The following is a 24,464-nucleotide window of genomic DNA, read 5'->3' as shown; positions in this document are numbered from 1 at the left end:
GCGAACGCCCTGCAAACCTGCGGCAACCTCAACACCTGTTTCCCCGATCAAAACCAAGGAGCCTCTATGTTCAAAAATATCGCTATCGCGTCGGCCCTGGCCATCAGCGCCCTGACCATCACCGGATGTGCCGTCTCCCGGGACCAGCAGTCGGTCGGCGCCTACATCGATGACGCCACCGCCACCACCCAGGTCAAAGCCCGCTTCGCAGACCACCCCGTGGTCAGTGCCATGGCCATCAAAGTGGAAACGCTCAACGGCGTGGTCCAGTTGTCGGGCTTCGCCAAATCGCCCGATGAACGCCAGATCGCAGAAACCATTGCACGGGGCGCGTCGGGCGTAAAAGATGTCATCAACGGTATCGTTGTCCGCCCCTAACACCCTCCACCCATGACCCAGTACGCCGCAGGCTCTTCCGGACAGGCCTGCGGCGTACTTCAGCTTCTGCCGGGCACGTGGCGTCCACCCGCTCCACGTGGGATAAGTCCTACAAAAGGGAACCACGTTTTCATTTATCGTTTCACCAATTGCCCGTGACAGACCCAGCGCACCGAATTGCCTCTTCCGGCTCCCTGATTTCGGCCAAACAGCCCATGCCCACTTTTAAAGCCCTGATCGTCGAAGACAACCCCGTCATCCTTGCCAACCTCGTGGCCACGCTGGAAGAGCTGACTGAGATCAGGGTGGTCGCGACGGTGGACAACGAGGCGGATGCGGTGCGCGAACTGGTGCAAAGGGCTTCGGAGCTGGATCTGGTGATCGTCGACCTGTTTCTCACCTCGGGCAGCGGCCTGGGGGTTTTGAAACGTGCCAAGGAAATGACGCTGCCCGCACGCCGCATTGTGCTCACCAACTACGCCACCGACGACATCCGGCACCGATGCACCAACCTGGGCGCCGACCATGTGTTCGACAAGTCAAGAGAACTGGACAGCTTCCTCGACTACTGTGAGCAACTGACCTCGGCGTGAACCCGCTCTGGCGCCCACTGATGCGCCACCCATTCGCTCACCTCAACCGCCCCCAGATACACATCCATCAGACGGCCGCATGTCCCTAGAAAAAACAAAAACGAATCCGTTGCGCAGCTCCCTGGAGTCGGTGGCCAGAGGGCGCTACCTGATGCCCGTGGTGCTGGCGCTGGGCATCTCTGCCATGGCGGTCAATGAAAGCACTTTCCGGCATTCGCATTCGACGCTCTCGGCCGGCATCGCGCTCACCGATGCCAGGATTCAGGCCGCGAAAACACTTCAGCTGATCACCGCCGCGAGCCTGTACGCCCATGCCTACATCCTTTCAGGCTCACCAGACGAAGCGGTCCACTACCGGGAAGAAGTCAAACAGATTCACGAGGTCAAGCAAAAAGCATTCGACCTGGTGGCCCAGGTCGATACCGAACGCACCATTTCTGTGGCGTCGGTAGAGGCTCTGGTCAACGAAGAGATTCGCGACACCGACGAATGGGTGAACCTCGTCGCGCGGGGCCAGCCGACGGCAGCGCGATCCGACGCCGTCAGCAAGCGAAGCCGTGAGCGAAGGGACCAGCTCCGGCAGGAGTTCTCAACCATGCTGATGAAGGCCGCAGAAATTCAACAGGTTGCGCGCTTCTCGCTCTACAACGCGCTGTCGATCAGCCGCATGGCGGTTCACCTTCTCGCTCTGGCGGCGGTGCTCAGCATGTTCATGTTCCAGCGGCAGTTGCGCGAAAGCGATCGGCTGCTGATCGAAGAGCGGGCGCTCCTGGCCGACCGCGTCAAAGAGCGCACCGCCGAGTTGACCGAAATGGCCGCCCATCTGGTGCACGCCCGCGAAGACGAGCGCGCTCGCCTGGCCCGGGAGCTGCACGATGAGATGGGCGGCTTACACACCTCGATGAAACTGGAGTTTGCCCGCCTGCGGCGCGTGCCCAACATGCCCGACAAGGCGCCCGCACATCTGGCATCGATCGAGGCACGGCTGAACGAAGGCATCACGCTGAAGCGCCGAATCATCGAAAATCTGCGGCCCTCGGCCCTGGACCAGCTCGGCCTGATGCCGGCCCTGGAAATCTTGTGCCGCGACATGGAAAGCGTGCTGGAACAACCCGTTCAAACTGAGCTGGAACCCGTTGCATCAAACAAAAATGCCGATCTCACGCTCTACCGGATTGCACAGGAAGCCTTGACCAACATCGGGAAATACGCCGGCAGCACATCGGTGCAGCTGCATTTGGCCCAAACGGGTTCCGAGATCAGGCTCACCGTGCGCGACGACGGCAAAGGCTTTATCCCGACAGCCGTGGGTCACGGCCGGCATGGTCTGGTGGGCATGCGCATGCGCCTCGAATCCCATGGCGGGAAGCTCGCCATCCTGAGCGCGCCCGGACAAGGCACCACCATTGTCGCCACCCTGCCCGCCCAGGCAGCCTCAGCCGCAGCCTGATCCGGCAGCAACACGCTGGAGTCCCGTTGTGGCGTGTGCCCAATGGGCCCCCTGCGACGCCGAAATCATGGGTTTTCAAGAAATTTCAATCTGGAAAAGTGGCTTTCACAAGCCTTTTACAGAGGGGCTCGCTACCATCTGGGTAACAAAAGCCAACCTCTGGAGACAAACCATGCCCGTGATCACCACCATCGAAGACCTGCGCGTACTCGCCAAAAAGCGCGTGCCACGCATGTTCTACGACTACGCCGACTCGGGCTCCTGGACGGAGAGTACCTACCGCGCCAACTCCGAAGACTTCCAGAAAATCAAGCTGCGCCAGCGCGTGGCGGTGAACATGGAAAACCGCAGCACGGCCACGAAAATGGTGGGGCAAACGGTGAAGATGCCGGTCTGCATCGCGCCCGTAGGATTGACCGGGATGCAAAGCGCCGATGGCGAAATCAAGGCCGCCAAGGCTGCTGAAAAATTCGGCATTCCGTTCACGCTGTCGACCATGAGCATTTGCTCCATTGAAGACATCGCAGAACACACCACAGCGCCCTTCTGGTTTCAGCTCTACATGATGCGCGATCGCGAAGCCATGGCCCGCATGATCGGGCGCTGCAAGGTAGCCAAGTGCAGCGCCCTCGTTTTGACGCTGGACTTGCAGGTGATCGGGCAGCGCCACAAAGACCTGAAAAACAAGATGCGGGCCTCGGTGATTCCCACCCTGGGCAACATCCTGAACATCGCCACCAAACCGGGCTGGGTCTTGGGCATGATGGGCACACGCCGCCACACCTTCCGCAACCTGGTCGGCCATGTGAAGGGGGTGAGCGACGTGTCGTCACTCGCCTCATGGACCAACGAACAGTTCGACCCCACACTGAACTGGGACGACGTGGCCTGGGTCAAGGCGCAATGGGGCGGCAAGCTGATCCTGAAAGGCATCATGGATGTGGAAGACGCCAAACTGGCTGTGGCCAGCGGTGCCGATGCCATTGTGGTCAGCAACCATGGCGGGCGCCAGCTCGATGGTGCCCCCTCCAGCATCGAAGCGCTACCGGCCATCGTGGCCGCGGTAGGCGATCAAATTGAAGTCTGGATGGATGGCGGCATCCGCAGCGGGCAGGATGTGTTGAAGGCCTGGGCGCTGGGCGCACGCGGCACCATGATCGGTCGCGCCATGGTTTACGGTCTCGGCGCGATGGGCGAAGAAGGTGTGTCGAAAGTGCTGGAGATCATTCACAAAGAACTGGATGTGACCATGGCATTTTGCGGCCACACGCAATTGACCGGCGTTGACCGAAGCATCTTGCTGCCGGGCACCTACCCGACTTGATTCAACCTTGAAACAGCGGCTGGACGCGTCCGACCGGACTGCCGGAGCGTGGGCCGGAAAGGCGTGGGAACGCAGCGGGCTGTTGCACGCAGGACCGGACAACGCAACCAGAGGGGCTCAAGCGAATGCGCAGCGCGCCCACACGGCAGGTGGGCGCGCTGCGTCGAAAAATGGCATCAATGATGATGCACTTGTCCAGCGCAAGACCAGCGCTCGCCCCCCCATTTCCGGTTCAATTCAGGCGCGTCAACACAGGCTCTACCGCCTGCCACAACTCGGTCTTGTCGGGCCTGGCACTCGGGGAGATGGCCGCCATCCACGGCATGCCCTGGCGCTCCACGAGTCGCTGGATGTCGGCAGAAACCTGTTCGCCCCCACCCAGCCCCACGATCAGCGGGCTGTGGTGTACCTGGCGGCAGGCCACGAGCACCCGCTCTGTCAGGCGCAAGTTGCGCCCCGCACTGCCATCGAGCATCAGCACCACCGCCGCGAATTCGGGCAAAAACGCATGCGTCATGCCCATGGCCAGACCCTTTCGCGCGTTGGCCACAAGGCGCACTCCGCGCGGGCCGTAGCCGGGAAAATCCGCATAGTCGCTTTCGACATCGGGCGCATCGTCGGCGCTGCCCGCAAAACGCCGTCTCACCAGCGTTCTCTGGTCATTCAATGCCAGCCACTCCAGAAGGTTGAACGCCTGCGCGCCCTGGGCCGAAAGCAGCATCACGCGAGGATTTCGCCCCAGAGGGCGCGGCATGTCCGGCGCTGGTGGCGCACTCAAGCGCAACCAGACGGCGGTGGGCTCAACCATTTCGCCCTGGTTGAAACGTTCGAACTGCGCGTGCACCCGCAAATCGAATTGCCGATCACTCTCGGGGGTTTGAACAATGGCGCCAATCCACGGGCGAAACAGGCGCGGGCGCCCCTGGCTTCGGTGAATCACCATCAGGCCATGGTGCCGCCTGTCTCTGCCCACACGGGCCAGCAACAGATCAACGCCATCTTGCGGCCCTTCGATCCATTGCAGAAACCAGCCGTTCATGTTCAAGAGCGCCACACGGATACCGTAAGGGCGGTTGTTCAGCACGGCATGGTCGCGAATGCGGCGCATCTCATTGAGCACCGCCCCGCGCACCTCGCTGCGACTCACGTAAATGACGCGCACAACCGGACCCGTTGGCACTTCGGCCTCACCGTCGGGCCAAAAGGTCAAGGCTCTTTCTGATTCGTTGGTTGACATAGGTCGGGGAAAGCATAACTGCCCCATGGGACAATGACTTTGTTGGTGATCAGTTGCTGTCGCAACGCGCCATAACGTTCAAATTTCTTGCAATACCGCCTTTGAGGACGCAAAAGGCGGAACCACCCACTCCTCCCTATGACTTCGACCGATTCCCCTGCTTCTAAAGACCGAAAAGTCTCACCCTGGTGGCGTGCAGCCACCATTTTTCTGGTCCTGGCAGGCCTGCTGGCATGGGCTGCCAGCACCAGCATGATCGAACAACTCAAGAGCCAGGTGCAGCACACCCAGGCCAAATTGAACGAAGTGCCGCAAGTGCGTTATGTGTCGGTTCTGACGGACGACCAACAGTTGCCGGCCTTGCTCGTGACACTCGATCCCAAGCAGGGCAACCTGCAGGTGCAACGCCTGAACGAGGTCAAAGAAGGCCGCGAAGACACGATGCAGCTTTGGGCCGTCAACGGCGACAAGCCTCCTCGCTCACTGGGCGTGATCACCAGCAAATTCAAGACCCTTCAGATGCCAACCCAGGAAGCCGCCTTGACCGGTGCCGCCGAACTGGCCATCAGCGTAGAGGCCAAAGGCGGCGTATCAGAAAGCCAGGGCCCCCGGTTGCCCTACCTGTTCAAGGGTTGGCTGGTTCAGAAGTCCATCTGAGGCGGCGCCAGGCAAGCAACTTGCTGCACAAAGCGCCTTCACCCGCCGGGCGATCCAGCCTCGCTTGCATCAGCCTCGGGCGCGCGCATCCACCATTGCGGCATCGGCTGCCAAAACCTGTGGCGCCGCATCGCTGGCCAGACGCTGATCTGCGGCAACCAGCGCCTGCATCGATTCGGCTTCGGGTGTGTTGGCCGCGGTCTTGGCATCGATGAAGCCCTCCCGCAATGTTCCTCCGTCAGTTTGCACGAACCGTATGCTGCCCTCCGCATCAACTTTCAGCAGAGAAATACCCGACAAACCGCTGTTTTTCGCATGCATCGCCACGGCGGCCACCGTGTTGTGCATCCCCTGATCCCACGCCAGCCCCCGCTCTTGTGCCAGGCCACGAACGGCGCGCTCCGAATCACCCATCAGTTGGCGGCTGTCCGGCGACAAAGCACCTGCAAGACGCGTAGGTTCTTCACCCAACCCAGGTTGAAGCGCACCCCATCGCTCGCCAAGTACTTCACGAGCGGCCCCGGTGCGCATGATCTCAACCATGCGTGGCCCGCGGTCACCCACCTGGTGAAACCAGTTGGAGTTTTCCATTTCATTGGCGGCGCCTTGCCAGTCGCCTCTTTCAACGGCGCGCCGCATTTTTGAAAAATCCATCAGTTTGTTTTCGCCCATGTTGAAACACATGTCGACGAGAACAGCCTGGCGGGAAAAAGACAACTGATCAAAGTTGTCGACAACACGACCGGCTCCATCAATGGCTGTGTTCAAGTCGGCACGCAACAAGGCGCTCGCCTGCGCTTCGGTCAGTGACTGCGCTCCCGCCCTCACCCGGTCGTAATCAAGCCCTTGCGCTTCGATCGCGGTCCGGGCGCCGTAACGATCCAGATTGAAGCCGATGCCTACCGTCGGATGACCTTCGGAGTCCTGATAGACCGTCAGTTTCTTCCCTTCATTCAAGATCAACATCCGCTCGAGCGCGGCCAATTGTTGTGGTGTCATTTTTGAGTTCCTGTTGAATGCAGTTGTTGATGGCGCCGTTACGGGCAGATCACGCGGCGTGCCATGGCCAGCGGCGATGGCAAGCCCTCGGCGGGAACATAGGGCAATTCGGCCACCAGACTGAGAGCGACTTCGTCAGACCAGGCTGGCTCGCGTTTGGGGTTGCGCGACGACAGGGTTCGCCAGCCCCTTTCCTCGCGCACCACCAGGACCGATCGGCCCACAAACGTGTTTTCGAGCGACCGATTCACCACTTCGTAGTAACGATTCCCACATGCATCCGAAGACGCCAGTGTGTACTGATGCAGATAACCGCTGATCACAACAGTTGCTTTCACGCCATCCCGCTCTACCTTGGTTTCTGCTGCAGCGTTGCTGTCCGCGCAGCCGTTGCGGCCCAGACGAACCGCCTGCACCATCCGGTCACCATTCAACTCCGACTGCAGCATGTGCAGGCAATACGGATGATCAGCCTCGCCTTGAACAAGCCTGGAAGGTTCAGCGCTGGACACCTGTCCGGAAGCACAACCTCCCACAAGGAGAACCAGCAGGAGGCCAAATCCTGCGGTGAATCTGAATGCCATGTTTAACCCTTTGAGAAACATCCGGGCCTGTTCACACAGGCAAAAGGTAAAACAATGGTACTCGAATCAATCACCTTCCCGGTCAAAAAGACCACAACATCATCAATGTCTGTCGGTGGTCCGAATGGGAGTGCCCGGTGTCCACAGCGCCCACCCAAGGCGGCCTCAGATCTTGAGGGCAGATGCCCCACACCGCCAACAACACACCCGCAGGCCGCTCATCGAAGTTCGTATTCGAAGGTGCTCACCACCCTCAGCCGCTTGCCTCGTGAACTGCCGTCATCAAAATCGGAACCATCGTCACCCGTGATTCGGATCACACCCTGGTTGGCGCTCTTCAGCGACCCCAGCCTGGCCCCGGCTTGCGCCGCAAACTTCTCAGCCTGTTCACGGGCGTTGCGTGTGGCCAGGGCCAGCAGCGGTGCTTTGGCATCGTTGAAGCCCCGCAGTTGGTAGCGCGGACCGCCGGCTGGACCTTCGTTGTCCAGCTGAACACCAGCCTGTATCAAAGGGTCCAGCGCCAGGGCGGCCTTTTCCACCACCTCCACACGGGCCGTTTTCACCAATACCTGGCCGGTGCCGTTGAAACGAAACGGCACGTTGCCTTGCGCATACTCGCGCGCCAGCAAGTCTTGCACCTGCAGAGGCCTGACCTGCAGCTCCTCGACTGAAAAGCCCCGCTCCTTCAGAAACGCCAACACGCTCACCCGGTCCGCCACGAGCGCCTGTTGTACTCCGTTGAAATCTGCACCAGCGCGGCGAAAGGCGAGCGTCCAGACGGCGAAATCACTCTCCACATCTTTTTCGGCCAGTCCCTTGACGGTTACCGACCGGTCCGACATGCGAAAGCGCTCCAGGCCATTGCCCACAAAAAAGCCCGCCGCCGCCACCCCTGCGGCGATCATGGCCGCCGCAATCAAACGCAATACAGGATTCATGACAGCCTCACCCTCTTCTCAAATTGCTCACCATTGACTACCCCGAATCAAAGTTCCTCACTGTGGCCCGCAAGCGGTCAGCGGCCGATTTTCGCTCTCCCGTGGCCGGTTGCAACCGGCCCGCACATCCCAGTCCAAATGGTGGCATGTTGGTGTACACATTTTCGTATTGCCCCGGCTTGATTGCGTAGGTTTCGTGCCAGATGCCCACCGAGCCGTCGTTTTCGGCGGCTTTGTTGAAGGCTTGCCAGGCGGGCAAGTGGGCGGAATCCCGGGCTTTGGCATAGGCCAGCAACTGCTCCATTGAACGCCAATACTGCACCATGATGGTCGTGCGCCCGCCCCACGACTCCGCGTGCAGGAACCCCAGTTCGGGCTTTTCTTGCAGTTCCTTCACCATGCGTGGCATGGCCTGTGCTACTGGCCACCATTTGTGCACCTTCCAAAGGTGGTTCAAACGCATGCCAATCAGAAAGACCACGTAGTCGCCCTCCAGGCTCGCTGTGTACCGATCGGTTTGAATCATCTGCCTATCTCCCGTTCTGGCCGGCATCGTGCCGATGCCGCCTCGATGCAGCAAAGCACTCTCAAGCCCCACACGATAATCAACAAACGTGATCGGCGCACACATACAGGGATGAGGCATGGCGAATACCGCTGGGAAATTGAAGCGAATCGGGAAGTGGATCGGCATCGCCCTGGTGGTGGTGTTCCTGGGTATTCCAGTGATCTTCGCCCTGACGTTCCTGGGTATTCAAGAGGCCACAGAACGCCAGTGGCTGGGCAAGGCGCCACACCATGAGGCCATTGCCGCGCGTTCCACTCAGCCCCATCAGGTGGCGCTGCTTGACGTGGGATTTGACTCTCTGGCCGAGCGCTTGCGTTTGATCGAATCGGCGAAAGAGTCCATTGAGCTCGAGTTTTTCATCTACGAGATAGACACGGCCAGCCGCCTCATCACCCAGGCCCTGGCGCGCAAAGCGCAAGAGGGTGTGAGGGTGCGCATTCTGGTGGACTTCGCGATGCCGGTATTCAAGCTCGCGCCGGCGTATGTCAAGACGCTGGAGGCCGCAGGTGTGGAGGTTCGCTACTACAACACCGCCGGCATTCAGCGCATCTTTGCGGCGCAACACCGCACCCACCGCAAGCTGCTCGCCGTGGACCGCAAACGAGCCATCGTTGGCGGCCGCAACATTGGAGACGACTACTTTGATCTCTCCCACCACTACAACTTCCTCGACAGCGACCTCATGATCGAAGGCCCGATCGCTGACGCCATCACCAACAGTTTCGAGCTGTACTGGGCCTCCGAATGGGTCAGCAAACCCAGTGAGATCAACGCCGAGGTGCAGCAAGCCCCGCTGGTCGACGACCTTTTGGGCACGCTCTCGACCAAGGAGATGGCGCTGACCACCGAGCTGCGGCAGCACGCTTCAGAACACACCACGTCCACATGCAACGACATGCAGTTTGTGACCGACTATCCCGGCTCAGGCGTGGAGCGGCGCAAGGTGTTTCTGGCCATCAGTGAACTGGCGCATGAAGCCAAACGCGAAATCACGGTCGAAAGCCCCTACCTGGTCTTGCGCGATGATGGCATCGCAGTGGTGAAAAGCGTGGTGGGCAAAGGCGTTCACGTGCGCTTCCTGACCAACAGCCTGAATTCGACCGATGCCTTCTATACCGTGGCCAGCCTGGCCAGCAGTCTGGCGCCTTTGCGCATGCCCAACCTGGAGATATGGGCCTACGAAGGTCAGCCGCCGGCCCACGCCAGCCGCACGCCGGCCTCGTCTCGATGGGGTGTACACGCCAAGCGGGCCGTTTTCGACGACGACACCGTCGCGGTGGGCACCTACAACATCGATCCCCGCTCGGCCAACCTGAATTCCGAACTGATCGTGATTTGCCGCGGCAACCCTGCGCTGGCGCTGGACATGAAAACCAGCATGCGTTCGCGCCTGGCGCAATCAAAGCCGATTGTGGGCACGCCACAGGCTGGCGGAGAGCAGGCACTGATTCAGGGCGCCGACGGCGATGCGGTGTTTCGCATGCGGGCCATCGCGCCGATTGCCCGCTTTCTCGACTTCCTGATGTAAGAGCAAGCGGCCCCAGCCCCGTCAACCTGGCGGCACTGGGCGCCACCCTTCACCGCTTCATCAAGACATGCCTTTGTAATCGTCTTCGACCCCTTCCACACGGGTTTTGCCCTTGTTCCAGTCGTTGACTTTGTGCAACCGGTAGGCAAAGGTGGTGCCTTTTGACAGCACGATGGACTGCGAACCGCGTGTGCCACCACTCACGGTCAGTTGCGCGTCGCCCTTGACCGCCTTGATCTCCACCCCGGCACTGCTGCTGCCATAGGTTTTGAAATGTTCGGCCAACTCGGCCTCCACCACCACCCAGACTTCGGAGACGATGCGTGCGTCTTTGCCCTCATCGGCCATCTGATTGCGGGCGGGCCGGTCGGCATTGATCATGGCGATCAGCGGGCCCTCATCAATGCTCAGGCTGATGAGTTCGAGTTTGGCCGACTTCGCGTGGGCGTGGCTGAAGCTCTTGGCGCCGTTGAAATTGATGCCGTAGTACGTCAGAGCCCCACCCGTTTGAAGCTCCACACTGGAGACTTCATTCCAGTCGATCCGGGTCCGGGTGTTGACCTTGACACGCCCCTTCATATGCACTGGCTTGATCTTGTCGTGGGGCGCAAGCCAGGCTTTGGCGCCAATCGGATCCTTCTTCTGCCCGTAATGACCCAACTCAAGTTCGTGGGCACTGCCGCGGAAGTACTTGTGGATTCCGAATTTGAAATAGTGGTTGGTAATCTTGGTTGACATGCATTGCTCCTGTTTGACCGCTGTCTTGCTGAGGCAGAACGCCCCCGGACACGGACCCTATCCGCGTCCCCGGACCGCTGTGACAACTGCCTGCGATCCGAGCCTTCAGGTTAAGCACGCAGCCGCAGCGGCACATCCCCCTGCAGTGGGGGATGTGCTGACAAAGCCGAATCCAGAAGCGACACCAGCTCACGCTGGCTGTTGATCTCCAGACGCAGGTAGATCGCCTTGAAGTGGTCTTTCAACGTGTGAGGGCTCATCCCCAGGTGTGAGGCGATCTCGCTGTTGGACAGCCCTCGGGCGCAATGCATGGCGATCTCTTTCTGACGGGGCGACAGATCGAGACCATTGACCCGCTCCAGCAACTTCACCTCCACGGGTACCGACTGCTCGATCAGGATCCCGATACGCCCGCCGCTGGACGTGGCCCGGCCACTGAGGTGGTAACCACGGAAAACAAATGCACCCCACCCGTTGCGCAACTCCACCTGTGGCATGGGTCCGTCGCAGTCGGCGCACGCAAGTCGACGACCCAGTTCCTGGGCCACAGCCACGAGACCATCGCGCATCCGCTCAAAATCGCCTCGCCCAATTTTTTCATCACAGTTGATCTCTTCGAGCATGGCAAAAGCGGCCAGGCGGTGCGCCTTCTCAGACCATTCGATCGCCTCCCCCGCCGCGTCACACACCAGCATGGCCGACTGCCCCGTGGGCACAAACAAGGCCGGTACGCCCGCATCCCCGCGTATGGCGTGCACAAGATAGGGCAGAACACGCGCCAGCAGGTCTTCTTCAGCGACGCTGAAATCCGGATCATCGTGACGCCGGATCAACGCCACGCAACCATACGGTCGTTGGGCGTCACGCACCACGCCATCAAGAAACCACTTGTAGCCATAGGGCTTGAAAGCCGCTTGAAAAGTGGTGCTGTGCTCAAAGCCCGCATCCCACCAACGGCGCGCATTGCCAGTGGGTTTTCCGAACAACACCAGGTCACGAAAATTGGTGCCCACATCGGCTTCATAGCGCGCACGGTGAAGAATGATCCAGGCGGTGCGGCGGGGCAGAAAAGTGTCTGACCAGAAATTTGCCAGTCGCCCGTCTTTGGAAGACCAGGTGAATTGCACACAGGTTGAAGGGATCAGCGCCTTGAGCTCGCGCATCACGACAGGCATGACGCTGCGGCTCGGCAACCCCATCATGCAAGCCTGCCGAATGCGCTGCAAAGCCGCCGTGTGTTTGATTTCCATTCCCTGTCCCCTTGTCTGTCCCGATGGCAAATGCCTTACCCGCAAACCCTTCACACTGTCGAACGGTGAGCAAAAAATGCCTGCGCCACGGTGCCTGCAGCCCGAAAGTCAAATCAAACGGGCCCGTCGAATGCACTTTACTGGCAAAGGGCAGTCAAAGAGGTTACGAAATCCATCGACGGAATGCGCGCACAATCTCCACCTATCCACGCAATCTCTCAATGCGCGACCCCATCGCCACCCAAGCGCCCCACGAATGACCGCCTCCGACACCACCGCCCAAGCCCCCGGCCCCAAACCCCTTTGTGACGCCTGCCAAGGCATTCAGCGCAACTGGCGCAAAGCACCCGGCCACCCCGAACTGGCCCAGGGCCTGAACCGCAAAGAACCACGCCGACATGGCCAGGTGACCATCACCGAATACCAGTGCGAACGTTGCGGCACCCATTGGGATCTTGAAAACGACAAGAACAACCTGCACGCGGGTTGGTCGGTGGTGGCGCGTTGAGACCGGCGGTGAACGCCACCGGCCACAACATGGCAACGGCATGAAAGCGCCTCCCCGCCTGCAAACACTGGTCGACGAAGGCCTGATCGACACCGTGGTCCGCCAGCTCATGAGCGGCAAAGAGGCCATGGTCTATGTGGTGCGCTGCGGTGACGAAACGCGCTGCGCGAAGATCTACAAGGAAGCCAACAACCGCAGCTTTCGCCAGGCGGTGGACTACACCGAAAACCGCAAGGTCAAAAACTCGCGCCAGGCGCGGGCGATGGCCAAGGGCAGCAAATTTGGCCGCCAGGCGCAGGAAGCGGCCTGGCAAAGCGCCGAGGTGGACGCGCTCTACCGACTGGCCGCAGCGGGCGTTCGCGTGCCGCAGCCCTACAACTTCTTCGACGGCGTGTTGCTGATGGAACTGGTGACCGACGCCGATGGCGATGCGGCGCCGCGCCTCAACGACGTGGCCTTCACCCCCGAGCAAGCCAAGGCCCACCACGCCACGCTGATTGGCGAAGTGGTGCGCATGCTGTGTGCGGGCGTGGTGCACGGCGACTTGTCCGAATTCAACATCTTGCTGGCCCATTCAGGCGAAGATGGCAGCGAAGCGTTCCCTGTGATCATCGATTTGCCCCAGGCGGTGGACGCGGCGGGCAACAACCACGCGCAACGCATGCTGATGCGCGATGTGGCCAACCTGCGCGACTTCTTTGGCCAGTTTGCGCCAGCGCTGAAACGAACCGCCTACGGACCCGAGATCTGGAGCCTGTACCAGGCCGGTTTGCTGGATATCGACACCCCCTTGACCGGCCAATACACCCCTGCACCGGGTGCCGTGGATCTGGCCAGCGTCATGCGCGAGATCGACGACGCACGCGATGAAGACGCCGCTCGCCGCGAGCGCATGGCCCAATAGCCGACCGATCAGCCATTCAACCGCTCAGGCAGGCTCGGCCAGGGTGCCGCATCGCCTGGCCATGCAGATGGTGGGCTGAAGCTCAACCGTTGTCGAGCTTCCGGGCAGGGAACGCCTTGTCACCGGCCACCCCGGGTTGGCGTTTCAGATAAGAGGGAGCAGGTGGCCGGCAACGCATGGGTGCTCAACCGCAAGTCCGCGAAGTTGTTCCTGTTCGTCGAAGTGACCTTGCACCGCTTGCAACGCCAATGACCCTGAAGGCCTTTGGCGCACACGCCGGATTCCCGACGCCTGGACACAACAGATTCTTCGCCGCAAAGTGCCTGATCGATTCCGATCTGAGCGATGACACGCTGACCTAGAAGCCCATCGCTTTGCAGTGACCATCCTTCATCCCCTGGGATGGTGTTGGGCGACGATGCTTTTCAGGCGTTCACGGGCCACATGGGTGTAGATGGTCGTGGTGGAAATATCGGTGTGTCCAAGCAGCATCTGAACGGCGCGCAAGTCGGCACCATGGTTGAGCAAATGGGTGGCAAACGCGTGGCGCAGCGTATGGGGCGAAAGCGGAGAAGTGATGCCCGCATGCTGGGCGTATTTTTTCACCAGGTTCCAGAACATCACCCGGCTCATGGCTTCTCCCGCTCTGGAGCCGCGCGCGGTGATGAACAGATCTTCGCTTTGCCGTCCGGCAAGCAACTCGCGCCGACCTTCGTTCAGCCAGGTCTGCAGCCATTGGCCCGCCACCATGCCAAATGGCACCAACCGCTCTTTGTTGCCTTTACCCGTGATGCGCAAGACATGTTCGTTGTGCCCCACATGGAAGGTTTTGAGCGAAACCAGTTCACTTACACGCAGGCCGCTGGCATACATCAGCTCAAGCATGGCACGGTCGCGCTGACCAAGCGGCGTGGCGGTGTCGGGCGCATTGAGCAGCCTTTCAACCTGGGCCTCACTCAGCGTTTTCGGCACCCTCATCGGCTGGCGCGCAGCCATCAACCGCAGGGTCGGGTCGGTTGCGACCAAGCGCTCGCGCAATGCCCAGCGGAAGTAGCGCTTGAACACGGTCAGGCGCCGGTTGGCGGTGGTTGCGCGGGTCGACGCATGGCGATCGGCAAAGTAGCCGTTGATGTCGCCCTCCCCAGCGGCGTTGAGACTCCGGCTCCGGGCAGCAAGCCAGTCAGCAAACAGCACCAGGTCTCGCCTGTAGGCATCGAGCGTGTTGCGTGAAAGCCCTTCTTCCAGCCACAGCGCGTCGGCAAACGATTCAGCTTGCGCCCGCCCAGCCGCGGCCAGCACGGGGTCGGGTGGCACGGCAGGAGGTGAGGACCTGGGGGATTGCTTCACTGGCGCGACTCAAAAACGGTCATGAAAAAGGCCGCTGCCTGGAGCGCAGCCACCCGGGAAAACCCGCCTGAGAAACCAGCACTTGGCTCTGGGGCATTGGATCAACATGCTGTATTCTGACGCTTTGATTTTTCACCCTGATCTGGAGACCCTTCTCATGCGATTGATTCACAAAATTGGCCTCACTGTCAGCCTAGGCGCCGCGCTCGCCACAGGTGCCGCAGTGGCCCAGCAACAGCAATTCATCAACATCTTGACGGGCGGCCAGAGCGGCGTTTACTACCCCATGGGTGTGGCCTTGTCGCAGATCTACGCCAAAACCATTCCCAACGTTCGCGCCACCGCACAGGTAACCAAGGCATCGGCCGAGAACCTCAACCTGCTGCAAGCCGGTCGCGGTGAACTGGCATTGGCCCTGGGCGATGCGGTGTCCAATGCCTGGAAAGGCGAAGCCGAAGCCGGTTTCCCCAAGAAACTCGACAAGTTGCGCGGTCTCTCGGGCACCTACAACAACTACATCCAGATCGTCGCCAATGCCGACTCCGGCATCAAGACGCTGGCCGACCTGAAAGGCAAGCGCATCTCCGTAGGCGCAGCCAAGTCCGGCACCGAGCTCAACGCACGCGCCATCTTCAAAGCCGCTGGCATCGCCTACTCCGATCTGTCCAAGGTTGAGTACCTGCCTTTTGGCGAGTCGGTGGAGTTGATGAAAAACCGCCAGCTTGACGCCACGCTGCAGTCCGCAGGCCTCGGTGTTTCCTCGATCCGTGATCTGGCCACTTCCGTGCAGATCGTGGTGATTCCCGTGCCTGCCGACGTGATTGCCAAAGTCGGTGACGATGCTTATCAAGTGTCTGTGATTCCGGCCAACACCTACACAGGCCAGACCGCCGATGTGGCCACCGCCGCCATCCCCAACTTCCTGGTGACGCATTCGGGCGTGTCCGATGAAGTGGCTTACGAAATGGCCAAGCAGATGTATGAGAACATCGATACCCTCTATGCCGCCCACAATGCTGCCAAGGTCATCAAGCGCGAAAACGCCATCAAGGGCATGCCCGTGCCGCTGCACCCAGGTGCCGCAAAGTACTACAAAGAAGTGGGCCTGCTGAAGTAATTCAGCACCAAGGTTGTGGTCGCGCATACCCTGCCTGACCACGCATATCGAAGCGGCCCCAAAGCGGGGCCGCTTCTTTTTTGATGGAGCCTACCCGGCCCAAGCTACCCCATGACCGACACCCAAGACTCCCCCAAAACCAGCGTCACCGGCTTGCTGTTCTGGATTGCCATTGCGTTCTCCAGCTTTCAGCTCGTCACTGCGGCATTCAGTCCGATCTCGAGCCAGGTGGTGCGCGCCATTCACGTTGGCTTTGTCCTGCTGATGGTGTTCGTGCTGTACCCGCCCATGGGCGGGCGCAACGCTTTCTGGCGTGGTTTGGGCTGGGCGCTCGGGCTGACCGGCTTTGCCTTCAGCTTCTACCATTGGTATTTTGAGGCTGACCTCACCCTCCGAGCAGGCGAACTGATCGAGCCAGACTGGGTGATCGGCGTGGTCACCGTGGCGCTGGTTTTTGAAGCCGCGCGCCGCGCCATGGGTTGGGGCTTGCCGTTGATCTGTGGCACCTTCCTCGCCTATGGCCTGTTCGGCCAACACCTGCCCGGCATGCTGGCGCACCGCGGTTTCGGCCTCGACCAGATCGTCAGCACCCTTGCATTCGGCACCGAAGGCATCTACGGCACACCCACCTATGTGTCGTCCACCTACATATTCTTGTTCATTCTGTTCGGCGCCTTTTTGGAGCAGGCTGGCATGATCAACCTGTTCAACGATTTCGCCATGGGCACGGTGGGCCACACGCGCGGTGGTCCGGCCAAGGTCTCGGTGATCTCTTCGGGCTTGATGGGCACCATCAACGGTTCGGGTGTGGCCAATGTGGTCACCACCGGGCAGTTCACCATCCCCCTCATGAAGCGCTTCGGCTACAGCCCGGCTTTCGCCGGCGGTGTAGAAGCAACATCGAGCATGGGCGGCCAGATCATGCCGCCAGTCATGGGCGCGGTCGCCTTCATCATGGCCGAAACCATCAACGTCCCCTACCTTGACATCGTCAAGGCCGCGTTGATTCCAGCCATTCTCTATTTCGCCACCGCTTTCTGGATGGTTCACCTGGAAGCCGGCCGCAAGAATCTGGTCGGTTTGCCCAAAGAAGAATGCCCTGACCCGCTGGCCGCCGTGCGCGAGCGCTGGTACCTGCTGTTGCCATTGGCCGGCTTGGTTGGCCTGCTGTTCTCGGGTTACACGCCGCTGTTTTCAGGCACGGTTGGCCTTGGCCTCACCGTGATCCTGATCTTTGGCGCAGCCGTGATTTCTGGCGTGAAGGGGTTGGCGCTGCGCTCACTGTTCTGGGCCCTGCTCGGTCTGGCCAGTGCCGGGTTCTACGAGTTTGGTGTGGGGACCTTTTTTGTGCTGGCGGCCGTGCTGGTGGCCCTGACGTTCATCCGCCGCGTCGGAGGCGACGCACGCAAGCTTGCAGTGAAAGCACTGGTGGAAGGGGCTCGCCATGCCGTGCCTGTGGCCATTGCCTGCGCGCTGGTTGGCGTGATCATCGGCATCATCAACCTCACAGGCGTGGCCGCTGAGATGGGCGGTCACATCATTGCCATTGGTCGCGAAAGCCTGTTCCTGGCGCTTCTGCTCACCATGGTCACCTGCCTGGTTCTGGGCATGGGCATCCCTACGATCCCGAACTACATCATCACCAGCTCGCTGGCAGCACCCGTGTTGCTCGAACTGGGAGTGCCGCTGATCGTTTCGCACATGTTCGTCTTCTACTTCGGCATCATGGCCGACCTCACCCCACCCGTGGCGCTGGCCGCATTTGCTGCGGCTCCCATTGCGAGAGAAAGCGGGCTGAAAATCAGCATGCAAGCCATCCGGGTGGCCATTGCAGGTTTTGTGGTGCCCTACATGGCGGTGTACAGCCCTGCCCTGATGCTGCAAGGCGATGGCGGCTGGATGGCCACCGCCTGGGTGGTCTTCAAGGCGCTGGTCGCCATTGGCATGTGGGGTGCAGCGGCCATCGGCTACCTGATAGGACCCCTCAACTGGCTCGAACGCATCGCCGCCTTCATGGCAGCCAGTCTGTTGGTGGTGGCCTTGCCTCTGACCGACGAACTGGGCTTGGGCGCGGTGGTGCTGTTCGTGATCTGGCACGTTTGGAGCGAGCGACGCAATGGCGCCATAAGCGCCAACAACGCCTGACATGGGGGCACTCGGCGTCTGCCTGATTCTGCTGGCAAGTGGTCCACGGGCACAGCCGGTGTTCGTGCCGACCGAACACTTCACACTGGCCTGGACGCACTCCATCGAAAAAGTGCGGTGGGAAGAAGACTATGCGGTGGAGTGGTCAACAGCTTCACCCCGCCAACCTGTGCTAAGGGCCAAAGGCGCGCGCGTGCGTGGCTCGGCCGCCGGCATGGAACCGCCCGAAGATGCCGTGTTGCGCGACGGCTGGTACGAATACCAACCCGCAACGTGGTCACCCCAAGGGCTGCGGCTAACCCGGTCGGCCTATACCGCCGACTACGAATGGTGCGCCAACGGGCGCTGCGATCCACTTGCTCGTTGGTTGCCATCTGACGGGGATATCACCTTGTTGACACCCTGCAAAACACCAAGCGAAGCACAACCCAGATAATGGGGCCCTTTCGCCCGCGCCCGCCTTGTGAACTTCGCCCAACTGCTTTTCCCCGACTTCTCGCTGATCCTGATTGGCTACCTACTGTGCCGTTTCACCGCGCTTAACCGCAAGGTATGGGAACCCACCGAGAGCCTGGTGTATTACTTCCTGTTCCCGGTTTTGCTCTTTCAGGCCATCGTCAAAACACCGCTGGAAGTTGGAACCGCATCCAGTCTGATGGGCGCCGGGCTAACGCTAGGGGTTTCGGGCATATTGCTGTCGTACTCGCTGCCTTACTGGCCCTGGATCGGGCGCCAGATCGACCCCCGCATGCACGCGGCCAGCGCTCAGGTTGGCTTTCGCTTCAATTCCTTCATTGCATTGGCGCTGGCCAGCAAAGTAGCCGGCCCGCAGGGCCTTCAATTCATCGCGGTGTTGATCGGCGTGTGCGTACCGCTGTTCAACGTGGGTGCGGTCTGGCCCATGGCCCGCCATGCGAAAAAGCACTTTGGCGGCGAGCTCTTGCGCAACCCGCTTATTCTGGCAACGCTCTCGGGCCTGGTCGCCAATCTGATGGGCATGCACATACCTTTCTGGCTGGAGCCAACTGTTACCCGCATCGGACAAGCCTCCCTGGCACTCGGTCTGATGGCTGCCGGTGCAGGCATGCAGTTTGCCTCGCTCCGGTCGGCAAAAACCCTCGGCATAGCGGTATTGACCGTCAAACATGTCGGTCTGCCCATTCTTGCGCTGGGCATCGCCATGTTGTTTCGCCTGGACCCGACGCAGAGCACCGTATTGCTGATGTTTTCAGCGGTGCCGACCGCATCCAGCTGCTACGTGCTGGCAGCACGCATGGGTTACGACGGACCTTACGTCGCGGGCCTGGTGACCCTGTCTACCCTGCTGGGTATTGCCAGCCTTCCATTCGCGCTGGGCGTACTGGCCGCTATCAGGTGATCACACCAGGCTCAATAACTGCATTGGAGTGGAAGTGAAAAAATCTGCCAAACCAACGCAGCAGAAATTGCTCGACAGCATCTGGCGTTTCTCCTGTACCGACCGCCTGATCTTGCGATACAACCGCAGGGCGGCAGTGTCTGCCAAAGCCACATGCTCGAAACGCACAACTTCGCCGGGCTCGACATCGCGGATCACTTTTGTGTTTTTCAGAAGACAGATAGGGACAGCATCGGGGTGATCCTCCATGTGCACAGCCTGACCGCGCACATCAAAACCACCCGCACCCTTCTTGATCACGGTTCCGACCTTCATTGGATTCTTGGCAACTGCCCCAACCCCGATTCGGGGCGCAGATGAGTTGTTCAGCAATTCCGGTTCGCCCAGAGCGACTTTGCGAATTGTGTTCAGTGCCTCAAGGTGGCACAGATGAAAGGGGCGCAACAAAACAAACCCACTGCCTTCAGTGGTCAACAGACGCGAGAACGGCAAATACCCTGGGCGACGGTCGGCCTCAGGGTTCCGGGCCACGATCAACACCCCCGGAGGAGCGCCTTTGCACAGGGCGTAATCGCTCACAGGCATGTCTGCCCGGTTCGAGGCGTCAACCAGATAATCCAGATCGCTGAGACTGTCGACCGTTGATCCGATCATGCCTTCACAAGCAATTGTCGCGCCCAGCCCGTTGGCGACCAAGGCCTGCTCAATTTGCAGTTTGGTGCCATCGGTAAACGACACCACTTGATCCAGGGCAAGCTCCTGCTTCTCTGACCAATAGGTCATGTCGCGGTGCGTGGGGTTTGGATTCAAAAAACCTTTCAGATTCACATACGCCTGAGGCTCAAACCCCATTCCCTCGATTTCCAGCTTCAACCGCGCCAGGCAGCCTGGCTGATCGCCATCGGCTTCGGTGACATAGTCACCGCGTTGCGCAAAAAACGATCCGGTGGTGACATGAAATTCGGAATTGATGGTCACCACCCGTTTGCCGGCCTCGGTGGCACACAGAACCACATCTGTCGCGTGAATCGCGTCGCCAGAGCATTCGAAAACGATGTCGGATCCCTCCACCATCTCGGCGATGGAGTTGGTCAGGTAGCAGGATGCGATGCTGTCCACGGAGCCCAGCGGGCGGCGCGTCAGAACTTTGGAAATCAAGAAATCAGGGCTTCGTTCAAGCAGATGAACAAGGCCCGTAGCAATAAAGCCTGTTCCTGAAACGCCGATTTTTGGGGGGTGCATATGGGGACAAAATATTGGGTGCGCAGCCAAGGCGGAACAATATCCGCCTGAAGGCGCACAAGACTGTAAAGCCGCGACTCAATGGCAACAGTCCATCATCAAGCAGGAGCCGGGGGTGCGGGAAGCACAGCCAGATGGACTCAGCAACGAGGGCAAAGTTCAAGTGATCTGGGGCAAGCGGTGCCCAAGGACCCGGAAATCTGAAACAAAGAGTGGAGTAGTGTCTCACACACCTCTCCTTTGCACCTGCCTTTGCGTCCGAATCCATCAAGCCCTGCGCATTGCGTCACGCAAAGAAACCTGCCGGGTGATGGACTTCCCTTCCATGAGAGGTTTGACCACCACTGCCCACGAGCCAATATGGCAAAATCAAGGGTTAACACCAAAGTCGCATGGGCGCTTCGCATACGCCTGTCTCAAACGCCTGCTTGTTGAACTGATCATGGTTTGATTTGGCACTTGAGCGGCATGTTCACAGAATACAAACGCGCTTCGCCCACACTTCGGCGCTACCCAGATCTTGAAGGCACACATGAAAATTGCAGTCGCAGGTACAGGCTATGTCGGGCTGTCGAATGCCATACTTTTGGCTCAAAACCATGAAGTTGTGGCCCTCGACATCCTGGCAACCAAAGTTGATCAGATCAACCGCCGCGAGAGCCCGATTGAAGACTCGGAGATCGAAGCCTATCTGAAGGAAAAAGCACTGAATCTGCGCGCAACCCTGAACAAGGAAGAGGCTTACGCGGGCGCCGATTTTGTGATCATTGCCACACCCACCGACTACGACAGCAAAACCAACTACTTCAACACCCAGTCGGTTGAGGCCGTTATTCGCGACGTGATGGCCATCAACCCCGAGGCGGTGATGGTGATCAAATCCACCGTCCCGGTCGGCTATACCGCACGCATTTGTGAAGAGCTTGGCAGTACAAACATCATGTTCTCGCCAGAGTTTCTGCGCGAAGGCAAGGCCCTGTACGACAACCTGAATCCTTCGCGCATCATCGTCGGGGAACGATCCGAGCGCGCAAGAACTTTTGCCAGGTTGCTGCAAGAAGGCGCGCAAAAGCCGGACGTTCCGGTGCTGTTCGTGGATTCAACCGAAGCCGAAGCCGTCAAGCTGTTCTCGAACACCTATCTGGCCATGCGCGTGGCCTTCTTTAACGAGCTGGACACCTACGCAGCGGCCCATGATCTGAACTCCCGCCAGATCATCGAAGGCGTTGGTCTGGACCCACGCATTGGAAGCCACTACAACAACCCTTCATTTGGCTACGGTGGCTACTGCCTTCCCAAAGACACCAAGCAGATGCTGGCCAACTACCAGGCCGTGCCCCAGAACCTGATTCAGGCCATTGTTCAATCCAACACCACCCGCAAAGACTTCATTGCTGAAAGCATTCTGCGCAAGAATCCCAAAACGGTCGGTGTGTACCGGCTGATCATGAAAGCGGGTTCTGATAACTTCCGTTCGTCCAGCATCCAGGGAATCATGAAACGCATCAAGGCCAAAGGGGTCAGCGTGATCATTTATGAACCCGCGTTGTCAGATCCCGAGTTCTTCCACTCCCCCGTTGTCAACGACCTGGCTGCCTTCAAAGCGCAGGCCGATGTCATCATCACCAATCGCCGAACAGCGCACCTAGACGACGTTCAAGACAAAGTCTTTACCCGAGACTTGTTCGGTAGCGATTGATCCGCTGCCCAGACACAATCACGCCTGCTGGCCCGCTACCAACACCATTCAAGCAAGTCCTGCCATGAACCACACCACCACTTTTGCGCTTACCACCCTGGCCGCAGCCCTGCTCACGGGCTGCGCAAGCAGCGGAGGGTCGGGGGTTTCTGCTGTATCGAGCCCGTTCAGCAGTGATGGCGGCAGCGCACTGGGTTCGGTGCACGTCAACACAATGCGCGTATTTGGCGACAGCTATTCAGATCCGTCCTTCACCGGCTCCCTTGGCACCATCAACTGGTCCCAGCAATTGCAAGCCAGGGGCCTCGTACAGGAAAACGACAACTTTGCCATTGGTGGCGCTCGTGCCTCCTCGGGAGAGGTTCGCGCTTTTGACCAACAAATCAACAAGGCGTTGAGCCGCAACAAGCCGATAGCAGACGGCGACCTCACGGTCGTTTACCTGGGCCACAACGACATCGGTCGAACAGGAAGCCCTGACGGACTCGTCAAGGCAACCGCGGGCTACCAAACAGGTATTGCCCGGCTGGTGGCTGCAGGTGCGGCAGAAGACAACCGCCGTATTTTTGTGACCCAGCTCTCGAACTGGGGCAGGAGCCCTGGCGTGTCTGACGGGACAGACGGCCAGGTCCGTATGTGGAATTCCGTGCTGGAAGGCATTGCGAACGGCAACAAGAACATCATCGCTGTCGATATGTATACGCCGTTCGAGCGTGTGTTTGCCGACCCCAAGGCATACGGATTCACCAACGTGACGACGGCTTCGCCCTCAAGAGCTGCCATCGATGCGCTCTACCAGGACGAGATCCATTTCGGAAGCCGTGGACAGGAAATCATCACGCGGGTCTACCAGCACTACCTCACCCGAGGCTGGGATTGGGCCAACAGCATCACGGCGGGAGCACAGGCATCGGAGCAAATCAACAAAGACATTGACGACGGCACGCTCGTGCTGGGTCTGGCAGGGCAGCACAACTTGAAATATGGGTTCCGCTTGCTGCCACTGGGCATGAGCGAATCGAATGCGCTGACACTGCGCCCCCAGACGAGCACCGTATTCCGCCCATTTGCTTCCTCTACCGCCTTTGAACAGTCTGGTCCCAGTGGACTTGCACTCGATACCGGGCTGGGATCGGAAGCGAAACCAGACGGCGGACGCATCGGGGTTGCGGTGTACCAGTACCAGCAGACCAACGGGCTGGACGCGGCTCAAGAGCGGTATGGCAGAACCTACACGGCCAACGCACTGTCCCTTTTCTGGCATCAACCCATCAACGATCTGAGCTTCAGCAGCAAACTGTCGCACTTGAATCTGCAGTTTGACAGTCAGGCGCGGGATGACATGGTCAACCTGAGCCTGCAGAACCGCAGCACGGGCGACACGTGGTCCCTGGAGAACACGCTGCGCTATCCGCTCACCTCAACAGGCTGGGATTTCACCCCTTGGGTTTCTTTCACGGGCCAAACCCACAACCTCAATTCGGCGAACGTCAAATCGCTGTACACGACAGACGTGCGCTATGGCTCCAATCAAATGCGTGAACTGCTGACGGGTCTGGGCATTGATGTGCAATCCAAGCCCATCTACCTCAGCGGTGGGAAAACGTTGCGGTGGGGAGGCAGCCTGAACCACGTCACCAGTTTGTACCGGGATGCCATCCGGGTGTCGATGGAAGAACTGGGAACGCCGGGGCTCGTGCAAACCGAAGAATTTGCGTCGCCGCACATCAACCGCACGCAACTCGCCTTGCAGGCAACACTCGACGTCGCCAAGCAAGTGCAACTCCGCGCCACCTACGGCACTCAGTTGCAAAACACAAAAGACACCTCCAATGTGATGCTGCTGGCCAGTTTCCGCTACTGACCCGACGGCGCCCGTT

Annotated in this window: 24 protein-coding genes; 15 read left to right on the top strand and 9 right to left on the bottom strand. The window is 59.8% G+C overall.

All coding sequences use genetic code 11. The features are described 5' to 3' along the window. The first annotated feature begins 66 nt into the window (after positions 1-66). The 4 genes from LPB072_RS07340 to LPB072_RS07325 all read left to right on the top strand — a co-directional run bounded on the left by LPB072_RS07340 (position 67) and on the right by LPB072_RS07325 (position 3,745). Positions 67-378 (top strand): BON domain-containing protein, encoded by a 312-nt coding sequence (locus LPB072_RS07340; protein WP_066093363.1) that lies wholly within the window; start codon positions 67-69, stop codon positions 376-378. Between the two features lie 215 nt (positions 379-593). Further along, positions 594-971, top strand: coding sequence for a response regulator transcription factor (locus LPB072_RS07335; protein ID WP_066093693.1), 378 nt, complete (start codon positions 594-596; stop codon positions 969-971). A gap of 79 nt (positions 972-1,050) precedes the next feature. Further along, positions 1,051-2,421 carry a sensor histidine kinase gene (locus LPB072_RS07330; RefSeq protein WP_066093360.1) on the top strand — a complete coding sequence of 457 codons (1,371 nt, stop codon included), beginning with the start codon at positions 1,051-1,053 and terminating at the stop codon, positions 2,419-2,421. A gap of 172 nt (positions 2,422-2,593) precedes the next feature. Then, the gene (locus tag LPB072_RS07325; protein ID WP_066093691.1) at positions 2,594-3,745 is read left to right on the top strand and encodes an alpha-hydroxy acid oxidase; all 1,152 of its coding nucleotides are present in this window, start codon (positions 2,594-2,596) and stop codon (positions 3,743-3,745) included. A 232-nt stretch (positions 3,746-3,977) separates the two neighbouring features. Here LPB072_RS07325 and LPB072_RS07320 read toward each other — a convergent pair whose 3' ends face one another. Then, on the bottom strand, positions 3,978-4,955 hold the full coding sequence (locus LPB072_RS07320) for a BLUF domain-containing protein (protein WP_157694171.1): 978 nt from the start codon (positions 4,953-4,955) through the stop codon (positions 3,978-3,980). A gap of 165 nt (positions 4,956-5,120) precedes the next feature. Between LPB072_RS07320 and LPB072_RS07315 the strand changes: the two genes are divergently transcribed. Further along, a complete protein-coding gene (locus LPB072_RS07315; RefSeq protein WP_066093354.1) occupies positions 5,121-5,639 on the top strand; it encodes an anti-sigma factor in 519 nt (172 codons plus the stop codon). A 69-nt stretch (positions 5,640-5,708) separates the two neighbouring features. Here the strand turns inward: LPB072_RS07315 and LPB072_RS07310 are convergent, their stop codons facing one another. The 4 genes from LPB072_RS07310 to LPB072_RS07295 all read right to left on the bottom strand — a co-directional run bounded on the left by LPB072_RS07310 (position 5,709) and on the right by LPB072_RS07295 (position 8,686). After that, a complete protein-coding gene (locus LPB072_RS07310) occupies positions 5,709-6,623 on the bottom strand; it encodes a glycoside hydrolase family protein (RefSeq protein WP_231943457.1) in 915 nt (304 codons plus the stop codon). Positions 6,624-6,676: 53 nt separating this feature from the next. Beyond that, positions 6,677-7,222 carry a hypothetical protein gene (locus LPB072_RS07305; protein WP_157694170.1) on the bottom strand — a complete coding sequence of 182 codons (546 nt, stop codon included), beginning with the start codon at positions 7,220-7,222 and terminating at the stop codon, positions 6,677-6,679. Positions 7,223-7,440: 218 nt separating this feature from the next. Then, complete coding sequence (locus tag LPB072_RS07300; protein WP_197508925.1) at positions 7,441-8,160, bottom strand: SIMPL domain-containing protein; 720 nt, start codon at positions 8,158-8,160, stop codon at positions 7,441-7,443. A 37-nt stretch (positions 8,161-8,197) separates the two neighbouring features. Beyond that, positions 8,198-8,686, bottom strand: a complete 489-nt coding sequence (locus LPB072_RS07295) for a DUF4188 domain-containing protein (protein ID WP_066093682.1) — start codon at positions 8,684-8,686, stop codon at positions 8,198-8,200. Positions 8,687-8,804: 118 nt separating this feature from the next. On the opposite strand from LPB072_RS07295, the gene LPB072_RS07290 reads away from it, so the two are divergent. Continuing rightward, on the top strand, positions 8,805-10,256 hold the full coding sequence (locus LPB072_RS07290) for a phospholipase D-like domain-containing protein (RefSeq protein ID WP_066093345.1): 1,452 nt from the start codon (positions 8,805-8,807) through the stop codon (positions 10,254-10,256). 60 nt (positions 10,257-10,316) lie between these two features. Here LPB072_RS07290 and LPB072_RS07285 read toward each other — a convergent pair whose 3' ends face one another. Both LPB072_RS07285 and LPB072_RS07280 read right to left on the bottom strand, forming a co-directional pair. Then, on the bottom strand, positions 10,317-10,994 hold the full coding sequence (locus LPB072_RS07285; protein WP_066093342.1) for a hypothetical protein: 678 nt from the start codon (positions 10,992-10,994) through the stop codon (positions 10,317-10,319). A 110-nt stretch (positions 10,995-11,104) separates the two neighbouring features. Beyond that, the gene (locus LPB072_RS07280; protein WP_066093339.1) at positions 11,105-12,244 is read right to left on the bottom strand and encodes a helix-turn-helix transcriptional regulator; all 1,140 of its coding nucleotides are present in this window, start codon (positions 12,242-12,244) and stop codon (positions 11,105-11,107) included. 256 nt (positions 12,245-12,500) lie between these two features. Between LPB072_RS07280 and LPB072_RS07275 the strand changes: the two genes are divergently transcribed. Beyond that, entirely contained in the window at positions 12,501-12,752 is a 252-nt protein-coding gene (locus LPB072_RS07275) for a hypothetical protein (protein ID WP_066093336.1), read from the top strand. Positions 12,753-12,792: 40 nt separating this feature from the next. Beyond that, positions 12,793-13,656, top strand: a complete 864-nt coding sequence (locus LPB072_RS07270) for a PA4780 family RIO1-like protein kinase (RefSeq protein WP_066093333.1) — start codon at positions 12,793-12,795, stop codon at positions 13,654-13,656. 390 nt (positions 13,657-14,046) lie between these two features. Here LPB072_RS07270 and xerD read toward each other — a convergent pair whose 3' ends face one another. After that, positions 14,047-14,952, bottom strand: a complete 906-nt coding sequence (gene xerD, locus LPB072_RS07265; protein WP_066093679.1) for a site-specific tyrosine recombinase XerD — start codon at positions 14,950-14,952, stop codon at positions 14,047-14,049. A gap of 208 nt (positions 14,953-15,160) precedes the next feature. Between xerD and LPB072_RS07260 the strand changes: the two genes are divergently transcribed. The 4 genes from LPB072_RS07260 (at position 15,161) to LPB072_RS07245 (ending at position 19,643) form a co-directional block, all read left to right on the top strand. Next, on the top strand, positions 15,161-16,120 hold the full coding sequence (locus LPB072_RS07260; protein ID WP_066093676.1) for a TAXI family TRAP transporter solute-binding subunit: 960 nt from the start codon (positions 15,161-15,163) through the stop codon (positions 16,118-16,120). A 111-nt stretch (positions 16,121-16,231) separates the two neighbouring features. After that, positions 16,232-18,265 carry a TRAP transporter permease gene (locus LPB072_RS07255; protein WP_066093331.1) on the top strand — a complete coding sequence of 678 codons (2,034 nt, stop codon included), beginning with the start codon at positions 16,232-16,234 and terminating at the stop codon, positions 18,263-18,265. Between the two features lies 1 nt (position 18,266). Beyond that, positions 18,267-18,701 (top strand): DUF1850 domain-containing protein, encoded by a 435-nt coding sequence (locus tag LPB072_RS07250; protein WP_082877053.1) that lies wholly within the window; start codon positions 18,267-18,269, stop codon positions 18,699-18,701. 27 nt (positions 18,702-18,728) lie between these two features. Beyond that, positions 18,729-19,643, top strand: coding sequence for an AEC family transporter (locus LPB072_RS07245; protein ID WP_066093328.1), 915 nt, complete (start codon positions 18,729-18,731; stop codon positions 19,641-19,643). Here the strand turns inward: LPB072_RS07245 and LPB072_RS07240 are convergent, their stop codons facing one another. Continuing rightward, on the bottom strand, positions 19,644-20,516 hold the full coding sequence (locus LPB072_RS07240) for a hypothetical protein (RefSeq protein ID WP_197508924.1): 873 nt from the start codon (positions 20,514-20,516) through the stop codon (positions 19,644-19,646). It abuts the gene before it with no gap. An 81-nt stretch (positions 20,517-20,597) separates the two neighbouring features. On the opposite strand from LPB072_RS07240, the gene LPB072_RS23675 reads away from it, so the two are divergent. The 3 genes from LPB072_RS23675 to LPB072_RS07230 all read left to right on the top strand — a co-directional run bounded on the left by LPB072_RS23675 (position 20,598) and on the right by LPB072_RS07230 (position 24,448). Beyond that, a complete protein-coding gene (locus tag LPB072_RS23675; protein WP_197508923.1) occupies positions 20,598-20,861 on the top strand; it encodes a hypothetical protein in 264 nt (87 codons plus the stop codon). A gap of 556 nt (positions 20,862-21,417) precedes the next feature. Continuing rightward, complete coding sequence (locus LPB072_RS07235; protein ID WP_066093322.1) at positions 21,418-22,584, top strand: nucleotide sugar dehydrogenase; 1,167 nt, start codon at positions 21,418-21,420, stop codon at positions 22,582-22,584. 64 nt (positions 22,585-22,648) lie between these two features. Then, complete coding sequence (locus tag LPB072_RS07230) at positions 22,649-24,448, top strand: GDSL-type esterase/lipase family protein (protein ID WP_066093318.1); 1,800 nt, start codon at positions 22,649-22,651, stop codon at positions 24,446-24,448. Positions 24,449-24,464 lie beyond the last annotated feature (16 nt).

Origin of the sequence: Hydrogenophaga crassostreae (genome assembly GCF_001761385.1) — a bacterium.
Taxonomy (GTDB): Bacteria; Pseudomonadota; Gammaproteobacteria; order Burkholderiales; family Burkholderiaceae_C; genus Hydrogenophaga; species Hydrogenophaga crassostreae.
This window is presented reverse-complemented; position numbering and strand designations above follow the sequence as displayed.